Below are 20207 nucleotides of genomic sequence, written 5' to 3' on the forward strand. Positions count from 1 at the left end.
GTGACGCGGCCGGTTACGCCATGATGGGGAGTTATGCTAGGATCGCGCCATAAACTTATCACTCACCACGTACGCGGGCAGGATGCCGAAGCCGCGTCGATCGGGAACAGGCGCTTGACCATGCAGCCACAATTGACAGCAATACCCTATCGGCCCGATGCCGTGTTGGATTATTTTACCTCTTTTGCCGGCCAGCCCTGGTCGATGCTGCTGCATTCCGGGCATAGTGACCATCCCGATAGCCGTTACGATATCCTGGTGGCTGCGCCGGCGGTAACGCTTGTCACGCGTGACGGCGTCACTGAAATCCGCTGGGAGGAAACGTGCGAATTGCGGTATGACGACCCTTTTGCGCTGGTGCAACAGCAGTTGGCGGCGGCAGGCATGATGGCGCCGCCGAACGCGGAATTACCGTTTCAGGGCGGGGCGCTCGGGTATTTTGGCTATGATCTTGCCCGCAGCATCGAAACTTTGCCGGTATTGGCGCAACAGGACCTCCCGCTGCCGGACATGGCAATTGGGATTTACCGCTGGGCGGTAGTGGCCGACCATCTCCGCCACACGGTGACGCTGGTCAGCCACGACGATCCCGCCCCCATACTTGCCCGGTTAACCGCAGCGACGCCTGCACCACCCGCGCCGTTTCATCTGCTCGGGTCCTGGCGCGCCAATATGACCCGCGCCGACTATGGCGATAAATTCCGCCAAGTGCAGCAGCACTTGCTGGCGGGTGACTGCTATCAAGTCTGTCTGTCACAGCGTTTCAGCGCCCCCTGCGATGGGGATGAATGGCCGGCGTTCCGCCTCTTGCTGGCTCATAATCGGGCGCCCTTCTCGGCGTTTATCCGCCTGACGGACCAGACGGTGCTTAGCTTGTCGCCGGAACGTTTCCTGCGTCTGCGCGACGGCGAGATCCAGACCCGCCCCATCAAAGGCACGTTACCTCGGCTGACGGATGCCGAGGCGGATCGCCAGCAGGCGGCGCGGCTGGCCGACTCCGCCAAAGATCAGACGGAAAATCTGATGATAGTGGATCTGTTGCGCAACGATATCGGCCGTGTAGCCCAGCCCGGCAGCGTGCGCGTGCCGTCGCTGTTTGCCATTGAGACGTTTACGGCAGTGCACCACATGGTCAGCACTATCAGCGCCGTTTTGCCGACCGATTGCAGCCCCTGCGATTTGCTGCGCGCCTGCTTCCCAGGCGGCTCCATTACCGGCGCGCCTAAGGTGCGAGCAATGGAAATCATCGAAAGGCTGGAACCGCAGCGTCGCAGTGCCTGGTGCGGCAGCATCGGTTATATCAGCTGCTGCGGCGCGATGGACACCAATATCGCCATTCGCACCCTGCTGGTCGCAGCCCGGCACATTCACTGCTCTGTCGGCGGCGGCCTTGTCGCCGACAGCGATGAAGAAGCGGAATACCAGGAGACACTGGCGAAAGCCGTCTCGCTGCTCCCGCTGCTGGAACGGCTGCATGTTTGAATTCCTGACAGAACGTCCGCTCGCGTTGCCGGAGTTTATCACCCGTTTCCAACTCCTGTTGCCGGAAACCCGCCACGCCACCTATCACCGCCGTCTGCCGGCGGTGCTGATTCCCATCATTTGCCATGCTACACCAACGCTGCTGCTCACCCGCCGAGCCACGTCTTTGCGCAAACACGCCGGTCAGGTGGCGTTTCCCGGCGGCAGCGCCGATGCAAGCGATGCTTCCGCCGTCGCGACCGCGTTGCGCGAAGCACAAGAAGAAGTCGCAATCGATCCGCACCGGGTCCGGGTGCTGGGACAACTGCCGCCGGCGGACGGGTTGTCACCGCGCCTACTAACGGCGCCTGTGGTATCGTCCCCGCGGTCCTGGCTTACTAGGACCATTTTATCGAACCAGTTTCGCCCGATATCTGGCTGCGGTATTTCCTCGCCAGCGACGCTATCGGGATGTTGTACAAGATGAACGCCTCGATTTCAGACGCTGAAGTCGGCTGTCAAGACGAGGTGGGCGTGGGGTGCTCCATGGCCGCAGCCGGGCTGACGGAACTGATGGGAGGCAGAGCCCGGAACAGGTCTGCGTCGCGGCAGAAATCGGCATGGAGCACAATCTCGGCTTGACCTGTGATCCGGTGGCTGGTCAAGTGCAGGTACCCTGCATTGAGCGTAACGCTATCGCCTCGGTAAAAGCGATCAACGCCTTACGCATGGCGCTGCGCCGCACCAGCGCGCCGCGGGTATCCCTCGATAAGGTCATCGAAACCATGTACGAAACTGGCAAGGACATGAATGCCAAATACCGTGAAACCTCACGCGGCGGCCTGGCTATTAAGGTACAGTGTGACTGACGAGCAAGGCAATTGTGACACCGTAAGCGTTTCGGCAACGTTCACGGGGTTATGGCGCTCTCGGGGTTATTCTTCCTTATCCATACCGTGCTGCGGCGCCAGCCGCTCAATCCACACCAGTTCGATACGGTACTCGACCATCTGCTGGATAGTAAACCGCCACTCGTCAAGGGTCAGCACGTCCCCTTCCACCGACATCTGATCGCACTGCGACAGGAGCAACCCGGCTAAAGAAGCGACGTTGTCCCGTCCGCGCGCTAGCACCTGGGTGTCCAGCGCGTGCTGTAAGGCATGCAGATCGGTACTACCTTTTGCCAGCCAACCGTCCTCGTGGACCTCGATTTCCGGCGTCTCATCCTCATCAGGAAACTCGCCGGCAATCGCTTCTAGGACATCCAGCGGCGTCACCAAACCCTGTACGACGCCAAATTCGTTGGATACCATTACCATGCTGCCTTTCGCCCGGCGCAACTCCTCCAGCAGCTTAAGTACATCCAGGGTCTCCGGCACCACAATCGCCGGATTAGCGGCCGCGTAAGCCTTGACCTGTTCGCCGTTATCGACCGCCGCCATCAAATCCTTGGCACGCACGATACCGATAAGCTGATCCAGCTCGCCGTTACAGACCGGAAACATGTTGTGCGGTGTGTCCATTAAGGTTGCGCGCAACTCCGTAACAGGCCGCTGGCAGTCCAGCCAGGTAATTTCGTTGCGCGGGGTCATGACGCTGCGCAACATCCGCGAGGCCAGCGACAGCACGCCGGTAATCATGTGCCGTTCCTCTTCGGCGAAGTGCGCCTGTTTGAACGCTTCGGCTGTATCGTCCTCGTCGGTTTCGCGCTGCGCCCTGCCGCCCATCAGCCGCATAATCGCCTCCGCCGTACGTTCGCGCATCGGCTTGGCGGATTGATTTTTGATGAAGTTGCGGCGCGCTATCTGGTTGAACATTTCGATAAGGATCGAGAAACCAATGGCGGCATACAGGTAGCCTTTCGGAATGTGAAAGCCAAACCCTTCGGCAATCAGGCTAAGACCTATCATCAGCAGGAAGCTGAGACACAGTACTACCACGGTTTGATGACGGTTAACGAAACGGGTTAATGAACGGGACGCCAGCAGCATAATCGCCATGGCGATAATTACCGCGGTCATCATGACGGGCAGATTGTTGACCATCCCCACCGCGGTGATTACCGCATCCAGGGAAAATACCGCGTCGAGGATAACAATTTGCACCACCACCGCCCAAAAGCTAGCATACCCACGGCCGGCGCTGCTGTCGTGCTCCTTGTCTTCCAGACGTTCATGCAGCTCAGTGGTGGCTTTGAACAACAGGAAAATCCCGCCAAGCAGCAAAATCAGGTCACGGCCGGAGAAGGAGAATCCCCCCAAATCGAACAACGGCCGCGTCAGCGTGACGATCCAGGATATTAACGACAGGAGGCCCAGACGCATGATAAGCGTCAGCGAAAGACCCACCACTCGCGCGCGGTCGCGCTTTTTGGGCGGCAGTTTGTCTGCCAGGATCGCAATAAAGACCACGTTATCTATGCCGAGAACGATCTCCAATACGATCAGGGTTAGCAGTCCCACCCAAATTGAGGGGTCCATTAAGAATTCCATCACAGGCTCCGTAAGGTATTCAGGCTATAGTTATGACAGGGTTAAACCGCATCTTTGCCGGCAAACGCGCAGGGGCATGCCGCCAAGAGGCAAACGTTCTTGAGAGCGGGATCAAACATGACGAAAGAAGATCCAGCGCGAGGCGCCAGTGAGAGAAGACGAATGGCCGTGCAGGCGGACTAAAGTTGATGAAACGGCTTCGGTGGCAGTCCATCGGAGGGCTGTTTGCTCCTTTTATAATTTAAACGCTTTACTGTATCAAGGATTCCCCTTCCGGCACAAAACTTTTTCACCTGAGGCCGTTTGTTCATTTCCAGCTACACTCTTTTGTGCGCTTCTACCGATTTCGGTAGCCAAATAACTGAGAGCCGTCACAATTTTTTTTTTTACATACTAAAATAAATCGTGATTTACTTATGATCGTCTGAACCAATAACTGAAGCAGATTAATCTGTAGGGCGGATATCGGTCAGGGCAGGCATCGTTCCTGACATTGCAGTTATACCACCAAAAAGTTAGGGGCCTCGACACACCCTTTGTGCGGGGCGCACAACCCATTTTGTCAATAGAGGAGGTATCCAGTGAGTATTGCTATTGTTATTGGCACTCACGGGTCAGCGGCCGAGCAATTATTGAAGACGGCTGAAATGATTTTAGGCGCACAAGATAATGTCGCTTGGATCGATTTCGTCCCAGGCGAAAACGCTGAAACATTGATTGAAAAATATACCGCCCGTCTGGCGGAACTTGATACCACAGCAGGCGTGTTATTTCTGGTCGATACCTGGGGAGGCAGCCCGTTTAATGCCGCCAGCCGGATTATCATCGATGAAGAAAATTATGAAGTCGTCACCGGCGTCAATATCCCCATGCTGGCCGAAACCTTCATGGCGCGCGATGATAATCCCGCTTTCCAGGAGCTGGTAGGGATCGCGGTGGAAACCGGACGTATCGGCGTGAAGGCGCTGAAAACCCCGGAACCGGAACAGGCCGCCGCCGCAGCGGTGGCTAACGGTCAGGGCGGCCATATGACTATCGGTTTGGCTAGGATCGACGACCGCTTGATCCATGGCCAGGTGGCTACGCGCTGGACGAAAGAAACCAACGTTAAACGCATCATCGTGGTCAGCGACGAAGTGGCCGCGGACACGGTGCGTAAAACCCTGCTCACCCAGGTGGCACCGCCGGGCGTCACGGCCCATGTGGTTGACGTGGCAAAAGCAATCCGCGTTTACGACAATCCGAAATATGCCAACGATCACGTCATGTTGTTATTTACCAACCCCACCGATGTGTTGCGTCTAGTCGAAGGCGGTGTCGCCATTACTTCAGTCAATATCGGCGGCATGGCCTTCCGCCAGGGCAAAACCCAGGTCAACAATGCCGTATCGGTAGACGAAAAAGATATCGAGGCATTCAACAAACTCAACGATCGCGGGATTGAACTGGAAGTGCGTAAAGTGTCCAGCGATTCCCGGTTGAAGATGATGGATTTAATTAAAAAACTCGGCAGTTAAGCCCTACGCCGCATTATCACCCTTAAGAGCGTAAGTTTGCCTGGAAACGGATTCATCGATCTATTACGCAAGGTAAGAGGAGAAGTATAATGGAGATCACCACGCTTCAAATTGTACTGATATTTGTCGTCGCCTGTATCGCAGGCATGGGATCGATTCTCGACGAATTTCAGTTCCACCGCCCGCTGGTAGCCTGTACCTTAATTGGTCTGGTCCTGGGCGACATGAAAACCGGTATCATCATCGGCGGGACGTTGGAAATGATCGCGCTGGGCTGGATGAATATCGGCGCCGCAGTGGCGCCCGATGCCGCGCTGGCGTCCATCATCTCCACCATTCTGGTCATAGCTGGTAAGCAAAGCGTCGGCGCCGGTATCGCGCTGGCGATTCCGCTGGCCGCCGCCGGACAGGTGTTGACCATCATCGTACGGACCATCACCGTCGCCTTCCAGCATGCCACCGACAGCGCCGCCGAACGCGGCAACCTGACGGCGCTGAGCTGGATCCATGTCTCGGCGCTGGTGCTGCAAGCCATGCGTATCGCCATTCCGGCGGTCATCGTGGGCGTGTCGGTCGGTACCGACGCGGTGCACAACATGCTCAGCTCGATTCCGGAAGTCGTCACCAACGGTCTGAATATCGCCGGCGGCATGATTGTGGTCGTCGGTTATGCGATGGTCATCAACATGATGCGCGCAGGCTATTTGATGCCGTTCTTTTACCTCGGTTTCGTCACCGCGGCTTTCACCAGCTTCAACCTGGTGGCGCTGGGGGTCATCGGCGTGGTCATGGCCATACTCTACATCCAGCATAGCCCGCGTTATAACCGGGTCGCAGGACAGGCCGCACCGGCGCGGGGTGCTAACGATCTTGATAATGAACTGGATTAATAGGTGAGAGACATGGTCGATACTACAGTTACAGGTCAAAAGAAACTCACGCCCGGCGATGTACGCGGCGTATTTATCCGCTCCAACCTTTTCCAGGGATCCTGGAACTTTGAACGTATGCAAGCGCTCGGTTTTTGCTTCTCTATGGTGCCGGTGATTCGTCGCCTGTACCCGGAAAATAACGACGACCGCAAGCAGGCGATCAAACGCCATCTGGAGTTCTTTAACACGCACCCCTATGTGGCCGCGCCGGTATTGGGCGTCACAATGGCCATGGAAGAACAGCGCGCCAACGGCGCACCGATTGATGACGCCGCCATCAACGGCATCAAAGTCGGGTTGATGGGGCCGCTGGCCGGGGTCGGCGACCCGATATTCTGGGGTACGGTACGGCCGGTCTTCGCCGCCCTCGGCGCCGGTATTGCCATGAGCGGTAGTTTACTCGGTCCACTGCTGTTTTTCGTTCTGTTCAACCTGGTGCGTCTGGCCACCCGCTATTACGGCGTGGCGTATGGCTACCGTAAAGGCGTCAATATCGTCAACGATATGGGCGGCGGCTTCCTGCAAAAATTGACGGAAGGGGCGTCCATCCTCGGGTTGTTTGTTATGGGGGCGTTGGTCAATAAATGGACACACGTTAATATTCCCTTTGTGGTGTCCCGTATCACCAACACCGAGGGACAAACCACCGTCACCACCGTCCAGACGATTCTGGATCAACTGATGCCGGGTCTGGTACCGCTGCTGCTAACCTTCGGCTGTATGTGGCTGCTGCGCCGCAAGGTGAACGCGTTGTGGATTATCATGGGCTTCTTCGTTATCGGTATTGTCGGCTACTGGGCCTGTTTACTGGGCCTGTAAGCGTATTGTTACCAAACCGGGGGATGCTGCCCCGGTTTTTTTTTGCTTTTTTGGGGGAAGCATGACCGTTACCGATATCGGTCTGATAATAATGATTGTTATCGCATTGCTGTTTGCCGTCTTTGATGAGTTCATTGTGGATTACGCGCTGCGCGGTAAGACGCGGCTACGGGTACCGTTGCGCCGCCAGGGACGCCTGGACGGGCTGATTTTTATCGTCTTGCTGCTTATCCTGCTGTACAAGAATATCACCACCGGCGGCACGGTACTTACCTCCACCCTGATTTTATTTCTGGGTTTGATAATGGTCTATCTGGCCTATATTCGCCGCCCTCGAATGCTGTTCAAAACCGAAGGTTTTTTTTACGGCAATGTCTTTATTCGTTATTCCCGCATCAAAAACATAAATTTATCTGAAGATGGTTATCTGGTCATTGGTTTGGAAAAAAGACGTTTTCTGATCCAGGTCAATAAATTAGATGACTTACAAAGAATTTATCACTTACTCATTAAAATATAGTATGTTATAATTATTTATAGACTTGACTAAATAAATTAGTCACCACCATGAAAAATACTTTATTCATTAATTACGCCGTGCTGCACAAGCCCGCGCTACGTGAAACGCTGCGCACCGGACTAATTTTCGGCGTAATAGAAGCAATCACCCCGATTATCGGCTGGGGGCTTGGTCTGTTGTCCAGCCAATATATTATGCGTTGGGATCACTGGGTGGCGTTTACCCTGCTGGCGTTTCTGGGCGGCCGGATGGTGCTGGCGGGCTGGAAACAGCAGCCGGGCAGAGACGTCGCTGGTCGGCAAGCATAGTCTGGGCGTGCTGATCGCTACTGCCATCGCCACCAGCCTTGATGCACTGGCCATCGGTGTGGGTCTGGCAATGCTGCAGGTCAATATCCTCCACACCGCGCTGCTTATCGCTCTCGCCACCTTGATTATGTCGACCATCGGCATGCTGCTGGGACGTTTTGTCGGCCCTTGTCTGGGCAGTAAAGCGGAAATCATCGGCGGCCTGATTCTCATTGGCATCGTCTGCAACATACTTTACAGCCATATCGGCGAGGCTATGCTCGCCCATCTGCCCGGTTAAATCCGCCCTGCTCCCCGTATCGCCCAAACGTCAGGCAGGCCGCCACAGGCGCACGATAAAATCCGTTTCACAGTCGAACCGGGGCAAGGCCGCCAGCCGTTCCAGCACCAATGGGGTGGCGCGCCAGGCGAAGGGCGCCACGCCCTCTCCTCGCCGGTCAACCGCAGCGGGTAGCAGATCGACAATTCCTGCAACAGGGTAAAGCCCGCAACGTTTTCTTCATTGGGTTCGTGCAGTTGCACCTCGCGGTAAATAAGCGCTTTAAGCTGACAAAGATGACGCGGGCCGGGGGTCACCGTCAGGCAGCACGTCCCCCGGACGTAGCGTGCGCCTCAGCTTGGCGGGATTGCTCGGCGCATAGATGCGCATGATACCGTCCAGCGATGTGTCGACGAACGGCAGCTGCTGGCTTGAGGCGACGCAGAAGCGGACCTGTTTATAGCGCTTAGCGGCGCTGCGAACAGCATTCTTGGCGATATCCATCCCATAAACCTCCGCTTGCGGCTAGTGGTGTTTGAGCTGGTCCGCCAGCGCGGCGGTGTGTGTAATATCCCTCGCCACAGCCGATATCCAGCCAGCGACGGCGGGGTTCGGGCGTAAGCGCCGCGACGGCTGCAATGACCCTGTCCCGTAGCGGCTGATAATGGTCTGCATCCAGAAACGCGCGCCGCGCCGCCATCATTAAAGGCGCATCCCCCGAATCCTTACTGTGTTTGAACTGCACCGGCAGCAGATTGATATACCTCTCTTTGGCGAGGTCAAAGCTATGCTGCCCGATGCAACGATAGCACGCGTCGTGCAGCGAGAGCGGCTGGTGGCAAAGCGGACATTGGAAACAAGACATGGCCATTCCGATCGGAAAACTTCGTAGGGCGCAGTGTAACGTAAAATAACCCCTCTGGCAGCAGAAAAACGCGCTACACTGGGCGCATCATTCACTAGGCACGCATTTCGACGATGACCGCTTATTCTTCCCTGCTGACTTCCATCCCCAGGGTGGCGCACGGTTTTGGCGCCAAGGCGTCGCTCATGCCTGAAAGGCATCAGCCTGCCAAACAACTCTGCCGGACAAGAAGCAGGTTCATGGTACCGCCATCGGCTGGGTGCCCCGGCCGGGGCGAGGCGCTTGGCAAGCTTGACGGCGTCATTACCGCTGAATGACTGCCTGTGCTGTTTTGTTGCCGCGACGGCCGACGTATTGGCGCAGTGCCCGCGGGCTGGCGGGGATCCTCGGTTTGCCGCTACGCTTGATGCGGCGGGTGATACACCATCACAGTGGGTTGCGGTGACTAACCCCGCGGGCGGACCGCGCTGTTATGAAGTCAGCTAGGCGTTGTTAGATGAGTTCAAGCAACGTTTGCCGCTACCCGCCGCGGTTATCGCGCCGCGTCCGCGCCATCTGGATTTGGCGGCCATTGCCCGGCCGCAGTTATTAACGCATTGGTTTCAATGCGGTCGACACGATCGGTCATTGCAGTCTTTGTTGCCCGGCGCTGGCGCCGGGAGGTGGCATGCGCTATGCCAGTTTTCGCCGCAATAGCAAGCAGCGGGAGCAGGACCCTGCCCATCCCCCCATCAGGGGCCGCAATCAGCACAGCGGGCTTATCATCCTGCCGGACGACGCTGTGGCTTAAGCCGGTGCGGGTGTGACGGGATACCCGATTGCGGAATAATAAAACACGTGCCAGCCAGCAGCGACAATACCGGGACAAACCCGATACGGGTGCTGGCCCAAAGTTAAATCCCCCTGCTGACACAAAGCCAGCAGGGGGATTTAGATGTTATCCGTCAGTCAAATGACCGACTGTTGCCGCAGCAACCTGGATTACAGGGCAGTTACGTTAACTGCTGAAGGGCCTTTCTGGCCATCCTGGATTTCGAATTCAACATTCTGGCCTTCAGCCAGGGTTTTGAACCCGTTACCCTGAATAGCGGAGAAGTGAACAAACACGTCTTTGCTGCCATCAGCTGGAGTGATGAAACCAAAACCTTTAGACTCATTGAACCACTTCACTTGACCTTTAATCTTTGCCATCTTGCATATTTCCTTTGGAGTGTTTAAATCGCCTTTTGGCGATACAGAGACAAACTGGAGTCGTTACTGCTTGAGGCACTAAGATAAGGATCGGCAGAGAAGCGGTATACAACGAAATCGTCTACACGCAAAACTTCTTTACTGAAAATGCCACTCATATACAGAACTGTACCTCGTTTTACCCAATTGCGTTATCACATACTCTGTAAATAATGGCAAGCCATTTTTATCAGGGCCGGATATGTCGCACACAATCAAGACACTAGACTGCCCATCTGGCATCAATGAGGTGCGGGAGGTCCTCATTTTATACTCTGGGTTATAGCGCTGCGGTTTGCCGTTAGCGGATAAGGATAACATTAGCGCAAACCCCTGCCGACGTCCAATGCATTATTCAAAAATAACTATTCATTCATCAATGTAAGAAATCAAGAGGCCCAGTTCACAATTTTTGCTCCTGCGCTTATAACCTCTTTTTCTTACATAGTAAAAGATTGTGTATGACCTTTATAATCGTGGCATTTACACTTGCCGGTCCCCTCGCCTTTCAGACAGGATAACACCCGCTTATGAACACCGCCTGTCTCCCCAGTCCGGGAGCTGAACTTGCGCTATAAAAGATCACCAATCTTGTGCAATCTTTGTGTGTACATAATATGCTAATTAATAAATTTAAAAATAACCTAAAGACCGTTAATGCGCACAAGCGAACAAAAAAGACACATAATGTTTATTTACTACCAGCTGAATTCACGCTGGTTTAACAATAACGCGCTATATACGATAAATATTAAAGCAGTATGGCAATTGGAAAAGGAAATTAACTGCACAGCCGGTTGCAGGTATTCATCGCACCACTGCGTTTAATCGCCCTTTCCCTGATACACGGTTCCATCGTCAATATCCCGTGTGCCTGCGAAAGCATGTATCATCGAAGTTGACGCGACCGTTTAACAATAGCCCATGGGCGGCCGACTTAGTCGTCTCCGTCCATAACGCCGCCATCCCTTCACCGCGACAGATTCCCTCGCCTCTCTGATGCCAATCCCATCAGCATCGCGTATACCGCTCAGACCACCACCTCCCGCAGGCCCAGGAAGGCACCGATTTTCCCTGCCCAGGTCCACCGGGCTCACAAGGGCCGCCGCACAACGGTGCCACAAACTCGGCGTTTACCGGTTTAGATACCGCAGACCTTGCGGGTCAGACACCAACGCGCCTCAAGCCATCCGATTTGTCTTCCGCCAGCCCTTTGCCCCCCAGCCACAGACCCCGAGCCAAGAGGACAAAAACAGGTCAAAAGCGCATTTTGCCGCCCATTTCTAACGTGGTAAAATAGGCATTGTCTAAACTAACCGCGCGCCCGAGCACGCTGCAATTCCCGCGGCGGCTCGTCCAGCGATTCATCCGCCAGCCCCCCCCAATGAATCGGGATGACCCGCGGCTGCTGTAGTTCCTGATAAAAACGCACTGCCTCGGTCGGACTCATATAGCTTTCCGCCATGAATTATTCTGGTACATAGGCTCCGTAATGAAAGAAAACGCAATAACACCCGCCGCAGGATGCCGCGATCAAGATGATCATGGGAGTATAAAACCCAATCGATGGCGTGCAATTCAGCGAAGGTCGCCGCAAGCGAGGTCTTGCGCTGCGACCCGGCAAACGGCAGCGATGAGGCGCGTTTGCCAAGCACCGGTATCGATAAAAATATGTCGGCCCACTACCCGCAACAGCAGACAGGCGTGACCCAGTCACCACACGGCGTCTTCCTGACCGCTGAAGTCGGCTTTTTGCTACCACTGGCGAATGAAGATATCACAACCCTCGTCAGGCGGTCGAGGCATTCCCTGCACCTTGCGCTCTTCGCGCCAGCGTTTTAACGCCCCCGGGTCGCGCAGAGAAACATCTAAATTGGTGAAGCCTGTTGGCGTGTGGTGGAGTTTGGCGAAATCATACCAGCGATTGGGCTTGCTCATGGTTTTGCACTGCCCCTGTCAGGGACGGACAACGCAAAGGATAGCCCACCGTCCCTATATCGGCGGGGTAATTAACGCCCGTTAGGGTACTACCGTTCAGCGATAAAACCTTTAAACATGACGAGCCCGCTGATCCCCGGCGGCGCTGCCGGGTTCAGCTATTCTCCCCGAGTTAACTTCAATAGCAGCGCGGTTTACTGTTTCTGCTGCTCTAGCAGCTCGGTGAGCAAGGCTATCTGCTCGTTGGCTTTGACGCTAGCGCGGTTGAGAAAAAACCACACCGCCAACACAATGACGAATACCGCGGCAGATGCCACGGCGACGGCGATATTCAAGCTGCTATCTCCCAACTCATTCATGAACTGACCTGCCACTCATTAAACCAGTGGCTATCTTATCACTCCACGGCGGACTTAGTCCCTTACTGATAAAATTTGCCTGTTAACAGATGTTACCAAGGCATTTATCTATTTAGTCACTAGACACATGCCGCTGAAGAAATCCCCTCCCTGATCGCAAAAGCTATTTAGCGCCGACACCCAAAGCGCCAAACAGAGCAGCAGAACCATGATGAGTTTAACCGTTGTGCCTCTTTTCAAAACCCTATTCCTGAAATGCCTAATGCAGCAATGTTGTTCGCTAAAACTTAAACAACAGATAACAACACTTTAATTAGTTTCTAATATAATACTTTTTAAGTAAAAAAATACACGTGCATACTAAATTGATCGCACTCATCGGCTAAATGCGGCCTAACAGAGGGCAGTTAATGCGGGGTAACGCGGTCAAACTTCATGTCGATAAGAGCGATAGCTTTCTCAATGGCGCGCTGCGTGATGAGATCACGCGCGGCCAGATGAATGCCAAAATCGATGTTTTTCAGTTGCGCGGACATTTTGTCCCGCACCTCCGCAGACGCTATAATATCGATAACATCCAGAATTTGTTTCATCACCAGCGGGCAGGTGACCAGATCGGCCACCAGTTCCTGGTTTTCGGTGAAAGGCTTTACCATCTCTTTTCCTTTAAGCCTGGGCATCTGAACCAGGCATGATCAACCCGGTTTAATCAACGGGGCGTTAAAACGGATAGTCATGGTAGCCCATCTGGCGGGAGATCATGCGCGCCGCATCGTACAGCATTTTGACATAATCGTTTTTGGCGTCTTCGGAGAAACGAATCGTGGGAAACGAAATGCTCAGGCCGGCTATGACGACGCCAAAACGGCCAAAAATCGGCACGGCGATACAACGCAACCCTTCCTCCTCCTCGCCATCCTCGCCAAAGCCCTGCGCCCGTACTTGCTTAAGCTCCGGCAATAGCGCCTCGCTGCTACCTGCCGTGCGCGATGTACTGCAGGTAAAGACCACTTCAGCCAGAATGTCGCGCGCCTCAGAGGTCTCGCGCCAGGCCAGCAGCACCTTGCCAATAGCGGTACTGTAAAGCGGGGATGCGGCGGCCGACGCGGGAATACATCCGTAAATTGTACAACGAATCTGTCTTGTGGATATAGACAATGCTGCCGTCATCCAGCGCGCCGAGATGGATAGTCTCACGCGTCAGATTAGACAATACCCGCATCTGAATATCGGCGAGGCGTATCAAATCGACATTCTGCAGTGCTTTGGCGCCCAGTTCAAATAATTTAAGCGTTAATGAATACTTTTCCGACTCCCCTTCCTGGGCGACATACCCCAGAGATTTCATCGTTTGCAGGAAGCGGTACACCGTGCTTTTGGACATCATTACCCGCTACGATAGCTCGGTAATGCCAATTTCACGCTCATCCCCTAATGCCTGGAGAATACCAAACACTTTTAATACCGACGACACCAAATCGGGTTGCCGGTCGACTTCTGCTATCGCCATGTTAATGGGTGTCCTATAAATGGAGTTTGTGTTTTAAAAAAAATAGAACATGATTTTTAGTATCATGGCAAGGCCATCGCCTGCGCAATGTGCAATACAGAAGTGCCCAACATTGACCGTTAGTTAGTATTTATTACATTTCACGCTCGAATCGCACCTCGCCGATTGCAACAAAAGTGTTACAGCAAATGCTTTTACGGATGAACGAACCTTAATGACCCATATCGATCATGACTGCCTTCCCCTGCCGCAACGCTACGGAGCCATTTTAACGATTGTGTTGAGCGTCTCCATTGCGGTCCTGGATGGCGCCATCACCAACGTCGCCCTGCCCGCTATCGCCCGGGAACTCCACGCCAGCCCGGCGGCCCCGATCTGGGTAGTCAATGCCTATCAGCTGGCGATAATCGTTTCCCTGCTCTCTTTCGCCAGCCTCGGCGATATCTACGGCTACCGGCGCGTCTATCAGTGTGGTCTGGCGGTATTCAGCGTCATATCGTTACTCTGTGCATTGTCGGACAGTCTATGGATGTTGATTGGCGCCCGCGCGCTCCAGGGTTTCGGCGCCGCGGCAGTGATGAGCATCAATGGCGCGCCAATCCGCATTAATCCGCATTGTAGTGGCACACTGAATTTGACCACCTGAGTTGAGGTGATATGCTCACCTCAAAATCTTACAGGTGAACCAATGAGTAAAACATTTACTGCTGAATTTAAACTCGAAGCGGCAAAGCTGGTCCTCGACCAGAACTACACACGCGGCGAAGCGGCTAAGGCGGTGAACGTCAGTCTTTCTGCTATCAACCGTTGGGCAAAATCGTTACGTCTGGAGCGACAGGGGAAAACGCCTCCGGGGCTGCCTCTAACTCCGGAACAGACTGAACTTAGGGAAATGAGAAAACGGATACAGCGCCTCGAAATGGAAAATAAAATTCTAAAAAAGGCTACGGCGTCCTTAATGTCGGACTCACTCAACAGTTCACGATAGTCGACAGGCTGAGAGCGCGATACCCGGTCACGGCGTTGTGCCAAACTTTTGAGGTACATCGCAGCAGCTACAGGCACTGCCAGGCTTCCGCTAATGAAGCCGACTGTGAGCGTGTGGTTAATCGTAGCCGCGTCATGGAAGCCTGGAACGCCAGCGGCGGCTCTGCCGGCGTTCGAAGCATCGCGACCATCGTCACCAGCAGCTCTGGCGTTAAAGTGAGGCGCTGGCTGGCCGGTAAGCTGATGGAGGAGCTGGGTATCGCCAGCTGCCACCTACCGGCTCACAAATACAAACGCGGCGGCAATGAACACGTTGAAATACCGAACCATCTCAACCGCCAGTTCGCGGTTACCGCGCCGGATCAAGTCTGGTGCGGCAATGTGACCTACATCTGGACGGCCAAAGGCTAGGTTTACCTTGCGGTGGTGCTGGACCTGTTCGCCCGCAAACCGGTGGGCTGGGCTCATGTCGACGTCGCCAGACTCGGCGCTGACAGTCAAAACGCTACAGATGACCTGGGAACTCCGGGGGCAGCCAACAGGAGTCATGTTCCACAGCGACCAGGGCAGCCCCTATACCAGCCGTCAATACCGGCAAGCCCTATGGGCTGCTGGATAAAGCAGAGTATGAGTTGGCGGGGTAACTGCTGGGATAACAGCCCGATAGAGCGGTACTTCCGCAGCCTGAAGACAGAATGGGTGCCGACAAAGGGGTTACAACAGCTTCAGCGAAACCCAGGACACGATTATCCGCTACATCACGGGATATTACAGCGCTATCCAACCTCACTGGTGTAACGGCGGCTTAACTCCAAACCAACCTGAGCGACTGTTTTACATACAGTCTAATGCGGTGGCCAGTATTAGTTGACCACTACAATTGGCGATATGGCTGATTTCGTGCGCGATCACCGCTTCGGCCTCGTCGCGGTTCATATGTCTGCAACAAGCCGCTACTGACGGCCACCAGCGAAACATCGCGCCGGGCGCCGGTAGCAAAAGCGTTGATATCGGGCGCGTGGTACAACGCCACCTGCGGCATGGCGATGTTCGCCTGCTGCGCCTGCTGGCGCACGGTATATTGAGCAGCCAGCGTTCGGTTTCGTTGCGCGGCTGTTCAATCGCTTCGCCGCAGAGCGAGCGCAGCGCCATGGATTTTGACATTAACAGCAAAAGGAAAGCTCCGCCGAAACCGAACAGGCCGGCCATAATCATTAATCCGGCTACACTTGAGGACTGGATCCTGGTGAGGCTCAGTACAATACCGAACACCGCCATCACCGCCAGGTTAGTGAGCAGGAAGAGAGCGATACGCATCATAAAATGTCTGGTTCCTCGAAAATTATCACGCTTAGTGCGTAACGTTGATCTAGGGCCTCGCCGGCGATTTTCAAGCATTACGGGCCGATAAGTCGCTAAAAAGACATAACTTTACATTTTGTTAAACTTTTGTCTTCTTCCCCGACCCGCACCAAAAAAAAGGGCGCCGGTGTCGGCGCCCTGGTGAGCCTGTTACCTCGCAGGAGGGACGACGGGCTGGCTGGCTTCGGCATGAGCGAGATCCAGCGCAATCTGCACCGTTTCATCCAGGTAGGGATCCGGCTCTTTGAAATCCTTGGGAATCGCCTCCAGATTTTTCACCGGTTTCTTGCCCTGACGTATCAGCCGCCCGCTGGTGCGCTGCAGACGGATAGCGTCATCCTCATGGTTCTCCTTTTCCCGCTGGGCGAGATTGAGGGATACCCAGTTACGCTTATCTTTCAGGGCGTGGAATCGCGCGATATCCTGCTGTATATACTGGAATTCAGGATCCTTGGCGATACGCGCCTGATGCGCTTTAAGCAATTCTGGAGCAAAGTGCTTCAGATCGCCGGCCTTGGTATAGGTGGCCGCGTTAATGCTGTCCCAAGGGAGCGCATTATCTTCAAATTTTTCGCCGGTTTCGACGGTCTCGGTGCCGGTGAGCATGATGATATCCGGCACGACGCCTTTACGCTGCGTGCTTCCGCCGTTGACGCGGTAAAATTTCTGAATCGTGTATTGAATAGACCCCAGCGCAGGCCATTCCGGGCGCAACATCTGATCGTAAATGCGGTTCAGCGAGCGATATTGCTGCACGGTACCTTTACCGAAGGTCGGCTCACCGACCACCAGCGCCCGACCATAATCCTGCATCGCCGCGGCGAAAATCTCCGACGCGGAGGCACTGAACCGATCGACCAGCACCACCAGCGGGCCTTTATAGTAGACAATGCCGTCGGTATCGCTGTCCTCGCGGATTTTACCGTTGTTATTCCGCACCTGTACGACCGGCCCGCTGGGAATAAACAACCCCGATAACGAAACGGCTTCGGTCAACGCGCCGCCGCCGTTGGCGCGCAAATCGATAATGATGCTCTGCACGTTCTGTTTTTCCAGCTTCTGCATCTGTACCTTGACATCATCGGTCAGGCCCACGTAGAACCCGGGGATATCCAGAACGCCTACTTTTTCTTTGCCGATCGTCTTTACCGACATTTTCACCGCCCGATCCTCAAGCCGGATACGCTCGCGGATGACGGTGACGATACGGGTTTTGGTGCCTTTGCCGGCGGGCAATATTTCCAACCACACCTTGCTGCCCTTCGGCCCTTTTATCAGCGATACGACATCATCAAGCCGCCAGCCGATGACATCCACCATCGGTTTGTTGGTCTGCCCGACGCCCACCACGCGATCGCCTACGGTAATGGCTTTGTTTTTCGCTGCCGGGCCGCCCGGTACCAGCGAGTTTATTACCGTGTAATCATCATCCATCTGCAATACCGCGCCGATACCTTCAAGCGACAGGCTCATTTCGCTGTTGAACTGTTCGGTATTGCGCGGAGAAAGGTAATTGGTGTGCGGATCGATCTCATGGGCGAAAGCGTTCATGATAAGCTGGAACACGTCTTCGCTGTTGCTTTGCGCTAGCCGCCGGATGGCGAACTGATAACGCTTGGTCAATATATCGCGGATCTCTTTCTCATCTTTACCGGTAAGCTTAAGATTCAGCGCGTCATACTTCACCTTGGCATCCCAAAGCACGGCCAGCTCAGCCGTGGTTTTGGGCCAGGGAGCTTTGCTGCGGTCGATTTCGATGGCGCCGTTACCGTTGAAGTCCATCGGTTTGCTCAACTGCGCCAGGGCATACTGATAGCGCTCGAACCGCCGTTTTTCCGTCAGGTTGTACATCGCATAGGGCAGGTCCAGTTTCCCACTCTTCAGCTCATCGGCAAGCTCGGCTTTTTGGGTGGCGAACTGCGCAATATCCGAAGCCAGCAACACATTGTGGCTATAGTCGAGCATGTTGAGGTAACGGTCGAAAATTTTACCGGCGAAAGCCGCGTCCAGATCGAACTGGCGATAATGCGAACGCGTAAACCGCGCGCTGACCCGCTGGCTCACCGTCCGCTGCTGTGCTTCTTCTTTCAACGCCGGGATCTGATCAGCGCGGGCGATGTCGCCTTTCGCCATCGCGACGCCCGCCAATAGCGCTCCCGCCATGATGGCGACTCTGATAAATGTGTTCATGCCCTGGTTGGCCTCCGTATCAGAACTGAAGGTGTTCTGCGCGTACTATCAAAGCCATCCCGGAAGAGAGCTGCACACGTACCCCTTCTTTGGCGATTTCCATGACAGTTGCGTCCATGGGATTTTTACCTACTTTGACTTCAATAGTCTGGCCGATTTGTAACCTGGAAATATCGGTAACAGGCACAATTTTGACGACCGGCACCTCCTGCTTGGGGGCGGGCGCAGGACGTTCTTGTTTAGGACGCGGTTTGCTGGGCGTGACGTTGTCACTCTTGGCGGGCCGCTTGCCTGCCGCGGCCTCGCTGTTTTCGCATTTTTTGGCCTGCTGGGCGGCGGCCCGCTGAAGCTGCACGCGCGCTTTGGCTTCCTCTAATTGTTTGCGTGCATGCTCAACATGCTGCGCTTCCAGTTCGCCGCAGGGATGACCGTCGAGATCGACGCGCTGCTCGCCAAGCTTTATCCCGTAGAGGTAACGCCAGCTTGAGGTATAAAGACGCAACGCGGAGCGCAATTGCGTCTTGCTGATATTTTCTTCGCCCTGAACCCATTCAACAAGGTCCTGAAAAATGCCGATCTTAAGCGGCCTGGCTTCGCCTTCTGCCGTGAAACAGAGCGGGAATCGCTCCGCCAGAAAGGCAATCACTTCTTTGTTGCTGTTCAACTTAGGTTGATTTTCCATGAATTTTCCTGATTACAACGGGCTTGCCAACCAGTGCAGGCATGAACAGGCGTCATTATAATGACGCCATCGGCAAATGCCACGTTATTCGTATATCATTATCAAGTATTAGTGATAAATTTGCGCATATCGGTGGTTCCCAACTGCCGGCAGAGGTAATCTGCCACCGCCTTCAGTCCCCCTTCATCGTCCTGATCGAAGCGTTGATAAATCGTGCTATCGATATCAATACTCCCGCCACACGACCGTCTAGCGTAATAGGCAATATGATTTCTGCATTACTGGCGGTGTCGCAGGCTATATGTCCCGGAAAGACATGTACATCGTTAATACGCTGAATTCCGTTTTCCGCCGCGGCTCTGCCGCAAACTCCTTTGCTCAGCGGGATGCGCACGCCGGCGACCTTGCCCTGAAAAGGCCCGAGAACGAGTATATCACCGTCAAGTAAATAAGAACCGGCCCAGGTCACCCCTTTCAGGCGCTCATTCATAAAGCAAAGCGCTGGCATTGGCCATCGCGGCGATAAAATGCGTTTCGCCATCCAGGAGTGCCGACATATCCTGCAATAATTCGGCGTAAAATTGTTATTTATTCATAATAAACCATTAAATGAGCTAATCTTTGTGTTAGCAGACGGCACGCTAGACTCTATAAAATAAGCAATAAATGCCCAAAGCCACAAGATTAATCCGTTATGACTTCACAAAGTGTTCTCGCGCGGGTATGTTGGCCCGGCCAGGCAGGCCGTTCGCCAAGCGGTAATTATAACCCGACAA

Annotated in this window: 16 protein-coding genes and 9 pseudogenes; 11 read left to right on the forward strand and 14 right to left on the reverse strand. The window is 54.5% G+C overall.

Going from position 1 to position 20207, the window contains the following annotated elements:
* Nucleotides 1–120: 120 nt before the first annotated feature.
* From pabB to ACTBDU_RS05335, 3 genes and pseudogenes are all read left to right on the forward strand, one after another.
* Nucleotides 121–1482: an aminodeoxychorismate synthase component 1 gene (pabB, locus tag ACTBDU_RS05325; RefSeq protein WP_438805776.1), complete on the forward strand. Its 1362-nt coding sequence runs from the start codon at nucleotides 121–123 to the stop codon at nucleotides 1480–1482.
* Nucleotides 1475–1837: pseudogene (locus tag ACTBDU_RS05330) on the forward strand (CoA pyrophosphatase); the annotation flags it as partial. The gene pabB and the pseudogene ACTBDU_RS05330, both read left to right, overlap by 8 nt.
* Nucleotides 1789–2330 (forward strand): annotated as a pseudogene (locus ACTBDU_RS05335) (L-serine ammonia-lyase, iron-sulfur-dependent, subunit alpha); the annotation flags it as partial. The pseudogenes ACTBDU_RS05330 and ACTBDU_RS05335, both read left to right, overlap by 49 nt.
* Before the next feature lie 66 nt (nucleotides 2331–2396).
* Here the strand turns inward: ACTBDU_RS05335 and ACTBDU_RS05340 are convergent.
* Nucleotides 2397–3953 (reverse strand): TerC family protein, encoded by a 1557-nt coding sequence (locus ACTBDU_RS05340; protein WP_438805777.1) that lies wholly within the window; start codon nucleotides 3951–3953, stop codon nucleotides 2397–2399.
* Nucleotides 3954–4534: 581 nt separating this feature from the next.
* Here ACTBDU_RS05340 and manX point away from each other — a divergent pair.
* The 5 genes and pseudogenes from manX to ACTBDU_RS05365 form a co-directional block, all read left to right on the forward strand.
* Complete coding sequence (gene manX / locus ACTBDU_RS05345) at nucleotides 4535–5470, forward strand: PTS mannose transporter subunit IIAB (protein WP_438805778.1); 936 nt, start codon at nucleotides 4535–4537, stop codon at nucleotides 5468–5470.
* 89 nt (nucleotides 5471–5559) lie between these two features.
* The gene (locus tag ACTBDU_RS05350; protein WP_438805779.1) at nucleotides 5560–6360 is read left to right on the forward strand and encodes a PTS mannose/fructose/sorbose transporter subunit IIC; all 801 of its coding nucleotides are present in this window, start codon (nucleotides 5560–5562) and stop codon (nucleotides 6358–6360) included.
* 12 nt (nucleotides 6361–6372) lie between these two features.
* A complete protein-coding gene (locus ACTBDU_RS05355) occupies nucleotides 6373–7221 on the forward strand; it encodes a PTS mannose transporter subunit IID (protein ID WP_438805780.1) in 849 nt (282 codons plus the stop codon).
* A 61-nt stretch (nucleotides 7222–7282) separates the two neighbouring features.
* Complete coding sequence (locus ACTBDU_RS05360; RefSeq protein WP_438805781.1) at nucleotides 7283–7741, forward strand: DUF986 family protein; 459 nt, start codon at nucleotides 7283–7285, stop codon at nucleotides 7739–7741.
* 74 nt (nucleotides 7742–7815) lie between these two features.
* Nucleotides 7816–8329 (forward strand): annotated as a pseudogene (locus ACTBDU_RS05365) (manganese efflux pump MntP); the annotation flags it as partial.
* 30 nt (nucleotides 8330–8359) lie between these two features.
* On the opposite strand, the pseudogene rlmA reads toward ACTBDU_RS05365, so the two are convergent.
* A pseudogene (gene rlmA, locus ACTBDU_RS05370) lies at nucleotides 8360–9179 on the reverse strand (23S rRNA (guanine(745)-N(1))-methyltransferase).
* Nucleotides 9180–9840: 661 nt separating this feature from the next.
* On the opposite strand from rlmA, the gene ACTBDU_RS05375 reads away from it, so the two are divergent.
* The gene (locus tag ACTBDU_RS05375; protein ID WP_438805782.1) at nucleotides 9841–9963 is read left to right on the forward strand and encodes a hypothetical protein; all 123 of its coding nucleotides are present in this window, start codon (nucleotides 9841–9843) and stop codon (nucleotides 9961–9963) included.
* Nucleotides 9964–10154: 191 nt separating this feature from the next.
* On the opposite strand, the gene cspE is transcribed toward ACTBDU_RS05375, so the two are convergent.
* The 8 genes and pseudogenes from cspE to kdgR all read right to left on the reverse strand — a co-directional run bounded on the left by cspE (nucleotide 10155) and on the right by kdgR (nucleotide 14210).
* Nucleotides 10155–10364 (reverse strand): transcription antiterminator/RNA stability regulator CspE, encoded by a 210-nt coding sequence (gene cspE / locus ACTBDU_RS05380; RefSeq protein ID WP_005968829.1) that lies wholly within the window; start codon nucleotides 10362–10364, stop codon nucleotides 10155–10157.
* A 23-nt stretch (nucleotides 10365–10387) separates the two neighbouring features.
* Complete coding sequence (locus ACTBDU_RS05385) at nucleotides 10388–10522, reverse strand: DUF2627 domain-containing protein (RefSeq protein ID WP_438805783.1); 135 nt, start codon at nucleotides 10520–10522, stop codon at nucleotides 10388–10390.
* A 1193-nt stretch (nucleotides 10523–11715) separates the two neighbouring features.
* Nucleotides 11716–11868, reverse strand: a complete 153-nt coding sequence (locus tag ACTBDU_RS05390; protein WP_438805784.1) for a hypothetical protein — start codon at nucleotides 11866–11868, stop codon at nucleotides 11716–11718.
* Between the two features lie 290 nt (nucleotides 11869–12158).
* Entirely contained in the window at nucleotides 12159–12341 is a 183-nt protein-coding gene (locus ACTBDU_RS05395; protein ID WP_438805785.1) for a hypothetical protein, read from the reverse strand.
* 194 nt (nucleotides 12342–12535) lie between these two features.
* Complete coding sequence (locus tag ACTBDU_RS05400) at nucleotides 12536–12700, reverse strand: YebO family protein (protein WP_438805786.1); 165 nt, start codon at nucleotides 12698–12700, stop codon at nucleotides 12536–12538.
* A gap of 108 nt (nucleotides 12701–12808) precedes the next feature.
* Nucleotides 12809–12910 (reverse strand): PhoP/PhoQ regulator MgrB, encoded by a 102-nt coding sequence (mgrB, locus tag ACTBDU_RS05405; protein WP_438805795.1) that lies wholly within the window; start codon nucleotides 12908–12910, stop codon nucleotides 12809–12811.
* A 197-nt stretch (nucleotides 12911–13107) separates the two neighbouring features.
* Entirely contained in the window at nucleotides 13108–13356 is a 249-nt protein-coding gene (locus ACTBDU_RS05410) for a DUF2766 family protein (RefSeq protein WP_438805796.1), read from the reverse strand.
* Nucleotides 13357–13420: 64 nt separating this feature from the next.
* Nucleotides 13421–14210: pseudogene (kdgR, locus tag ACTBDU_RS05415) on the reverse strand (DNA-binding transcriptional regulator KdgR).
* Between the two features lie 214 nt (nucleotides 14211–14424).
* On the opposite strand from kdgR, the pseudogene ACTBDU_RS05420 reads away from it, so the two are divergent.
* Together ACTBDU_RS05420 and ACTBDU_RS05425 are read left to right on the forward strand one after the other, a co-directional pair.
* Nucleotides 14425–14817: pseudogene (locus ACTBDU_RS05420) on the forward strand (MFS transporter); the annotation flags it as partial.
* Between the two features lie 81 nt (nucleotides 14818–14898).
* Nucleotides 14899–16068 (forward strand): annotated as a pseudogene (locus ACTBDU_RS05425) (IS3 family transposase).
* Here ACTBDU_RS05425 and ACTBDU_RS05430 read toward each other — a convergent pair.
* From ACTBDU_RS05430 to ACTBDU_RS05445, 4 genes and pseudogenes are all read right to left on the reverse strand, one after another.
* Nucleotides 16044–16517 (reverse strand): annotated as a pseudogene (locus tag ACTBDU_RS05430) (M48 family metalloprotease); the annotation flags it as partial. The pseudogenes ACTBDU_RS05425 and ACTBDU_RS05430 overlap by 25 nt on opposite strands.
* A gap of 192 nt (nucleotides 16518–16709) precedes the next feature.
* The gene (prc, locus tag ACTBDU_RS05435; protein WP_438805787.1) at nucleotides 16710–18749 is read right to left on the reverse strand and encodes a carboxy terminal-processing peptidase; all 2040 of its coding nucleotides are present in this window, start codon (nucleotides 18747–18749) and stop codon (nucleotides 16710–16712) included.
* Between the two features lie 19 nt (nucleotides 18750–18768).
* Nucleotides 18769–19431, reverse strand: coding sequence for an RNA chaperone ProQ (proQ, locus tag ACTBDU_RS05440; protein WP_438805788.1), 663 nt, complete (start codon nucleotides 19429–19431; stop codon nucleotides 18769–18771).
* 101 nt (nucleotides 19432–19532) lie between these two features.
* Nucleotides 19533–19988, reverse strand: a pseudogene (locus ACTBDU_RS05445) (GAF domain-containing protein).
* Nucleotides 19989–20207 lie beyond the last annotated feature (219 nt).

Origin of the sequence: Sodalis sp. (in: enterobacteria) (assembly GCF_051710625.1) — a bacterium.
GTDB lineage: Bacteria > Pseudomonadota > Gammaproteobacteria > Enterobacterales > Enterobacteriaceae > JBPESN01.

Coding starts and splice junctions, on each gene's coding strand:
- pabB (WP_438805776.1), top strand. CDS start 121: ATGCAGCCACAATTGACAGCAATACCCTATCGGCCCGATGCCGTGTTG.
- ACTBDU_RS05340 (WP_438805777.1), bottom strand. CDS start 3,953: ATGGAATTCTTAATGGACCCCTCAATTTGGGTGGGACTGCTAACCCTG.
- ACTBDU_RS05350 (WP_438805779.1), top strand. CDS start 5,560: ATGGAGATCACCACGCTTCAAATTGTACTGATATTTGTCGTCGCCTGT.
- ACTBDU_RS05355 (WP_438805780.1), top strand. CDS start 6,373: ATGGTCGATACTACAGTTACAGGTCAAAAGAAACTCACGCCCGGCGAT.
- ACTBDU_RS05360 (WP_438805781.1), top strand. CDS start 7,283: ATGACCGTTACCGATATCGGTCTGATAATAATGATTGTTATCGCATTG.
- ACTBDU_RS05375 (WP_438805782.1), top strand. CDS start 9,841: ATGCGCTATGCCAGTTTTCGCCGCAATAGCAAGCAGCGGGAGCAGGAC.
- cspE (WP_005968829.1), bottom strand. CDS start 10,364: ATGGCAAAGATTAAAGGTCAAGTGAAGTGGTTCAATGAGTCTAAAGGT.
- ACTBDU_RS05385 (WP_438805783.1), bottom strand. CDS start 10,522: ATGAGTGGCATTTTCAGTAAAGAAGTTTTGCGTGTAGACGATTTCGTT.
- ACTBDU_RS05390 (WP_438805784.1), bottom strand. CDS start 11,868: ATGGCGGAAAGCTATATGAGTCCGACCGAGGCAGTGCGTTTTTATCAG.
- ACTBDU_RS05395 (WP_438805785.1), bottom strand. CDS start 12,341: ATGAGCAAGCCCAATCGCTGGTATGATTTCGCCAAACTCCACCACACG.
- ACTBDU_RS05400 (WP_438805786.1), bottom strand. CDS start 12,700: ATGAATGAGTTGGGAGATAGCAGCTTGAATATCGCCGTCGCCGTGGCA.
- mgrB (WP_438805795.1), bottom strand. CDS start 12,910: ATGGTTCTGCTGCTCTGTTTGGCGCTTTGGGTGTCGGCGCTAAATAGC.
- ACTBDU_RS05410 (WP_438805796.1), bottom strand. CDS start 13,356: ATGGTAAAGCCTTTCACCGAAAACCAGGAACTGGTGGCCGATCTGGTC.
- prc (WP_438805787.1), bottom strand. CDS start 18,749: ATGAACACATTTATCAGAGTCGCCATCATGGCGGGAGCGCTATTGGCG.
- proQ (WP_438805788.1), bottom strand. CDS start 19,431: ATGGAAAATCAACCTAAGTTGAACAGCAACAAAGAAGTGATTGCCTTT.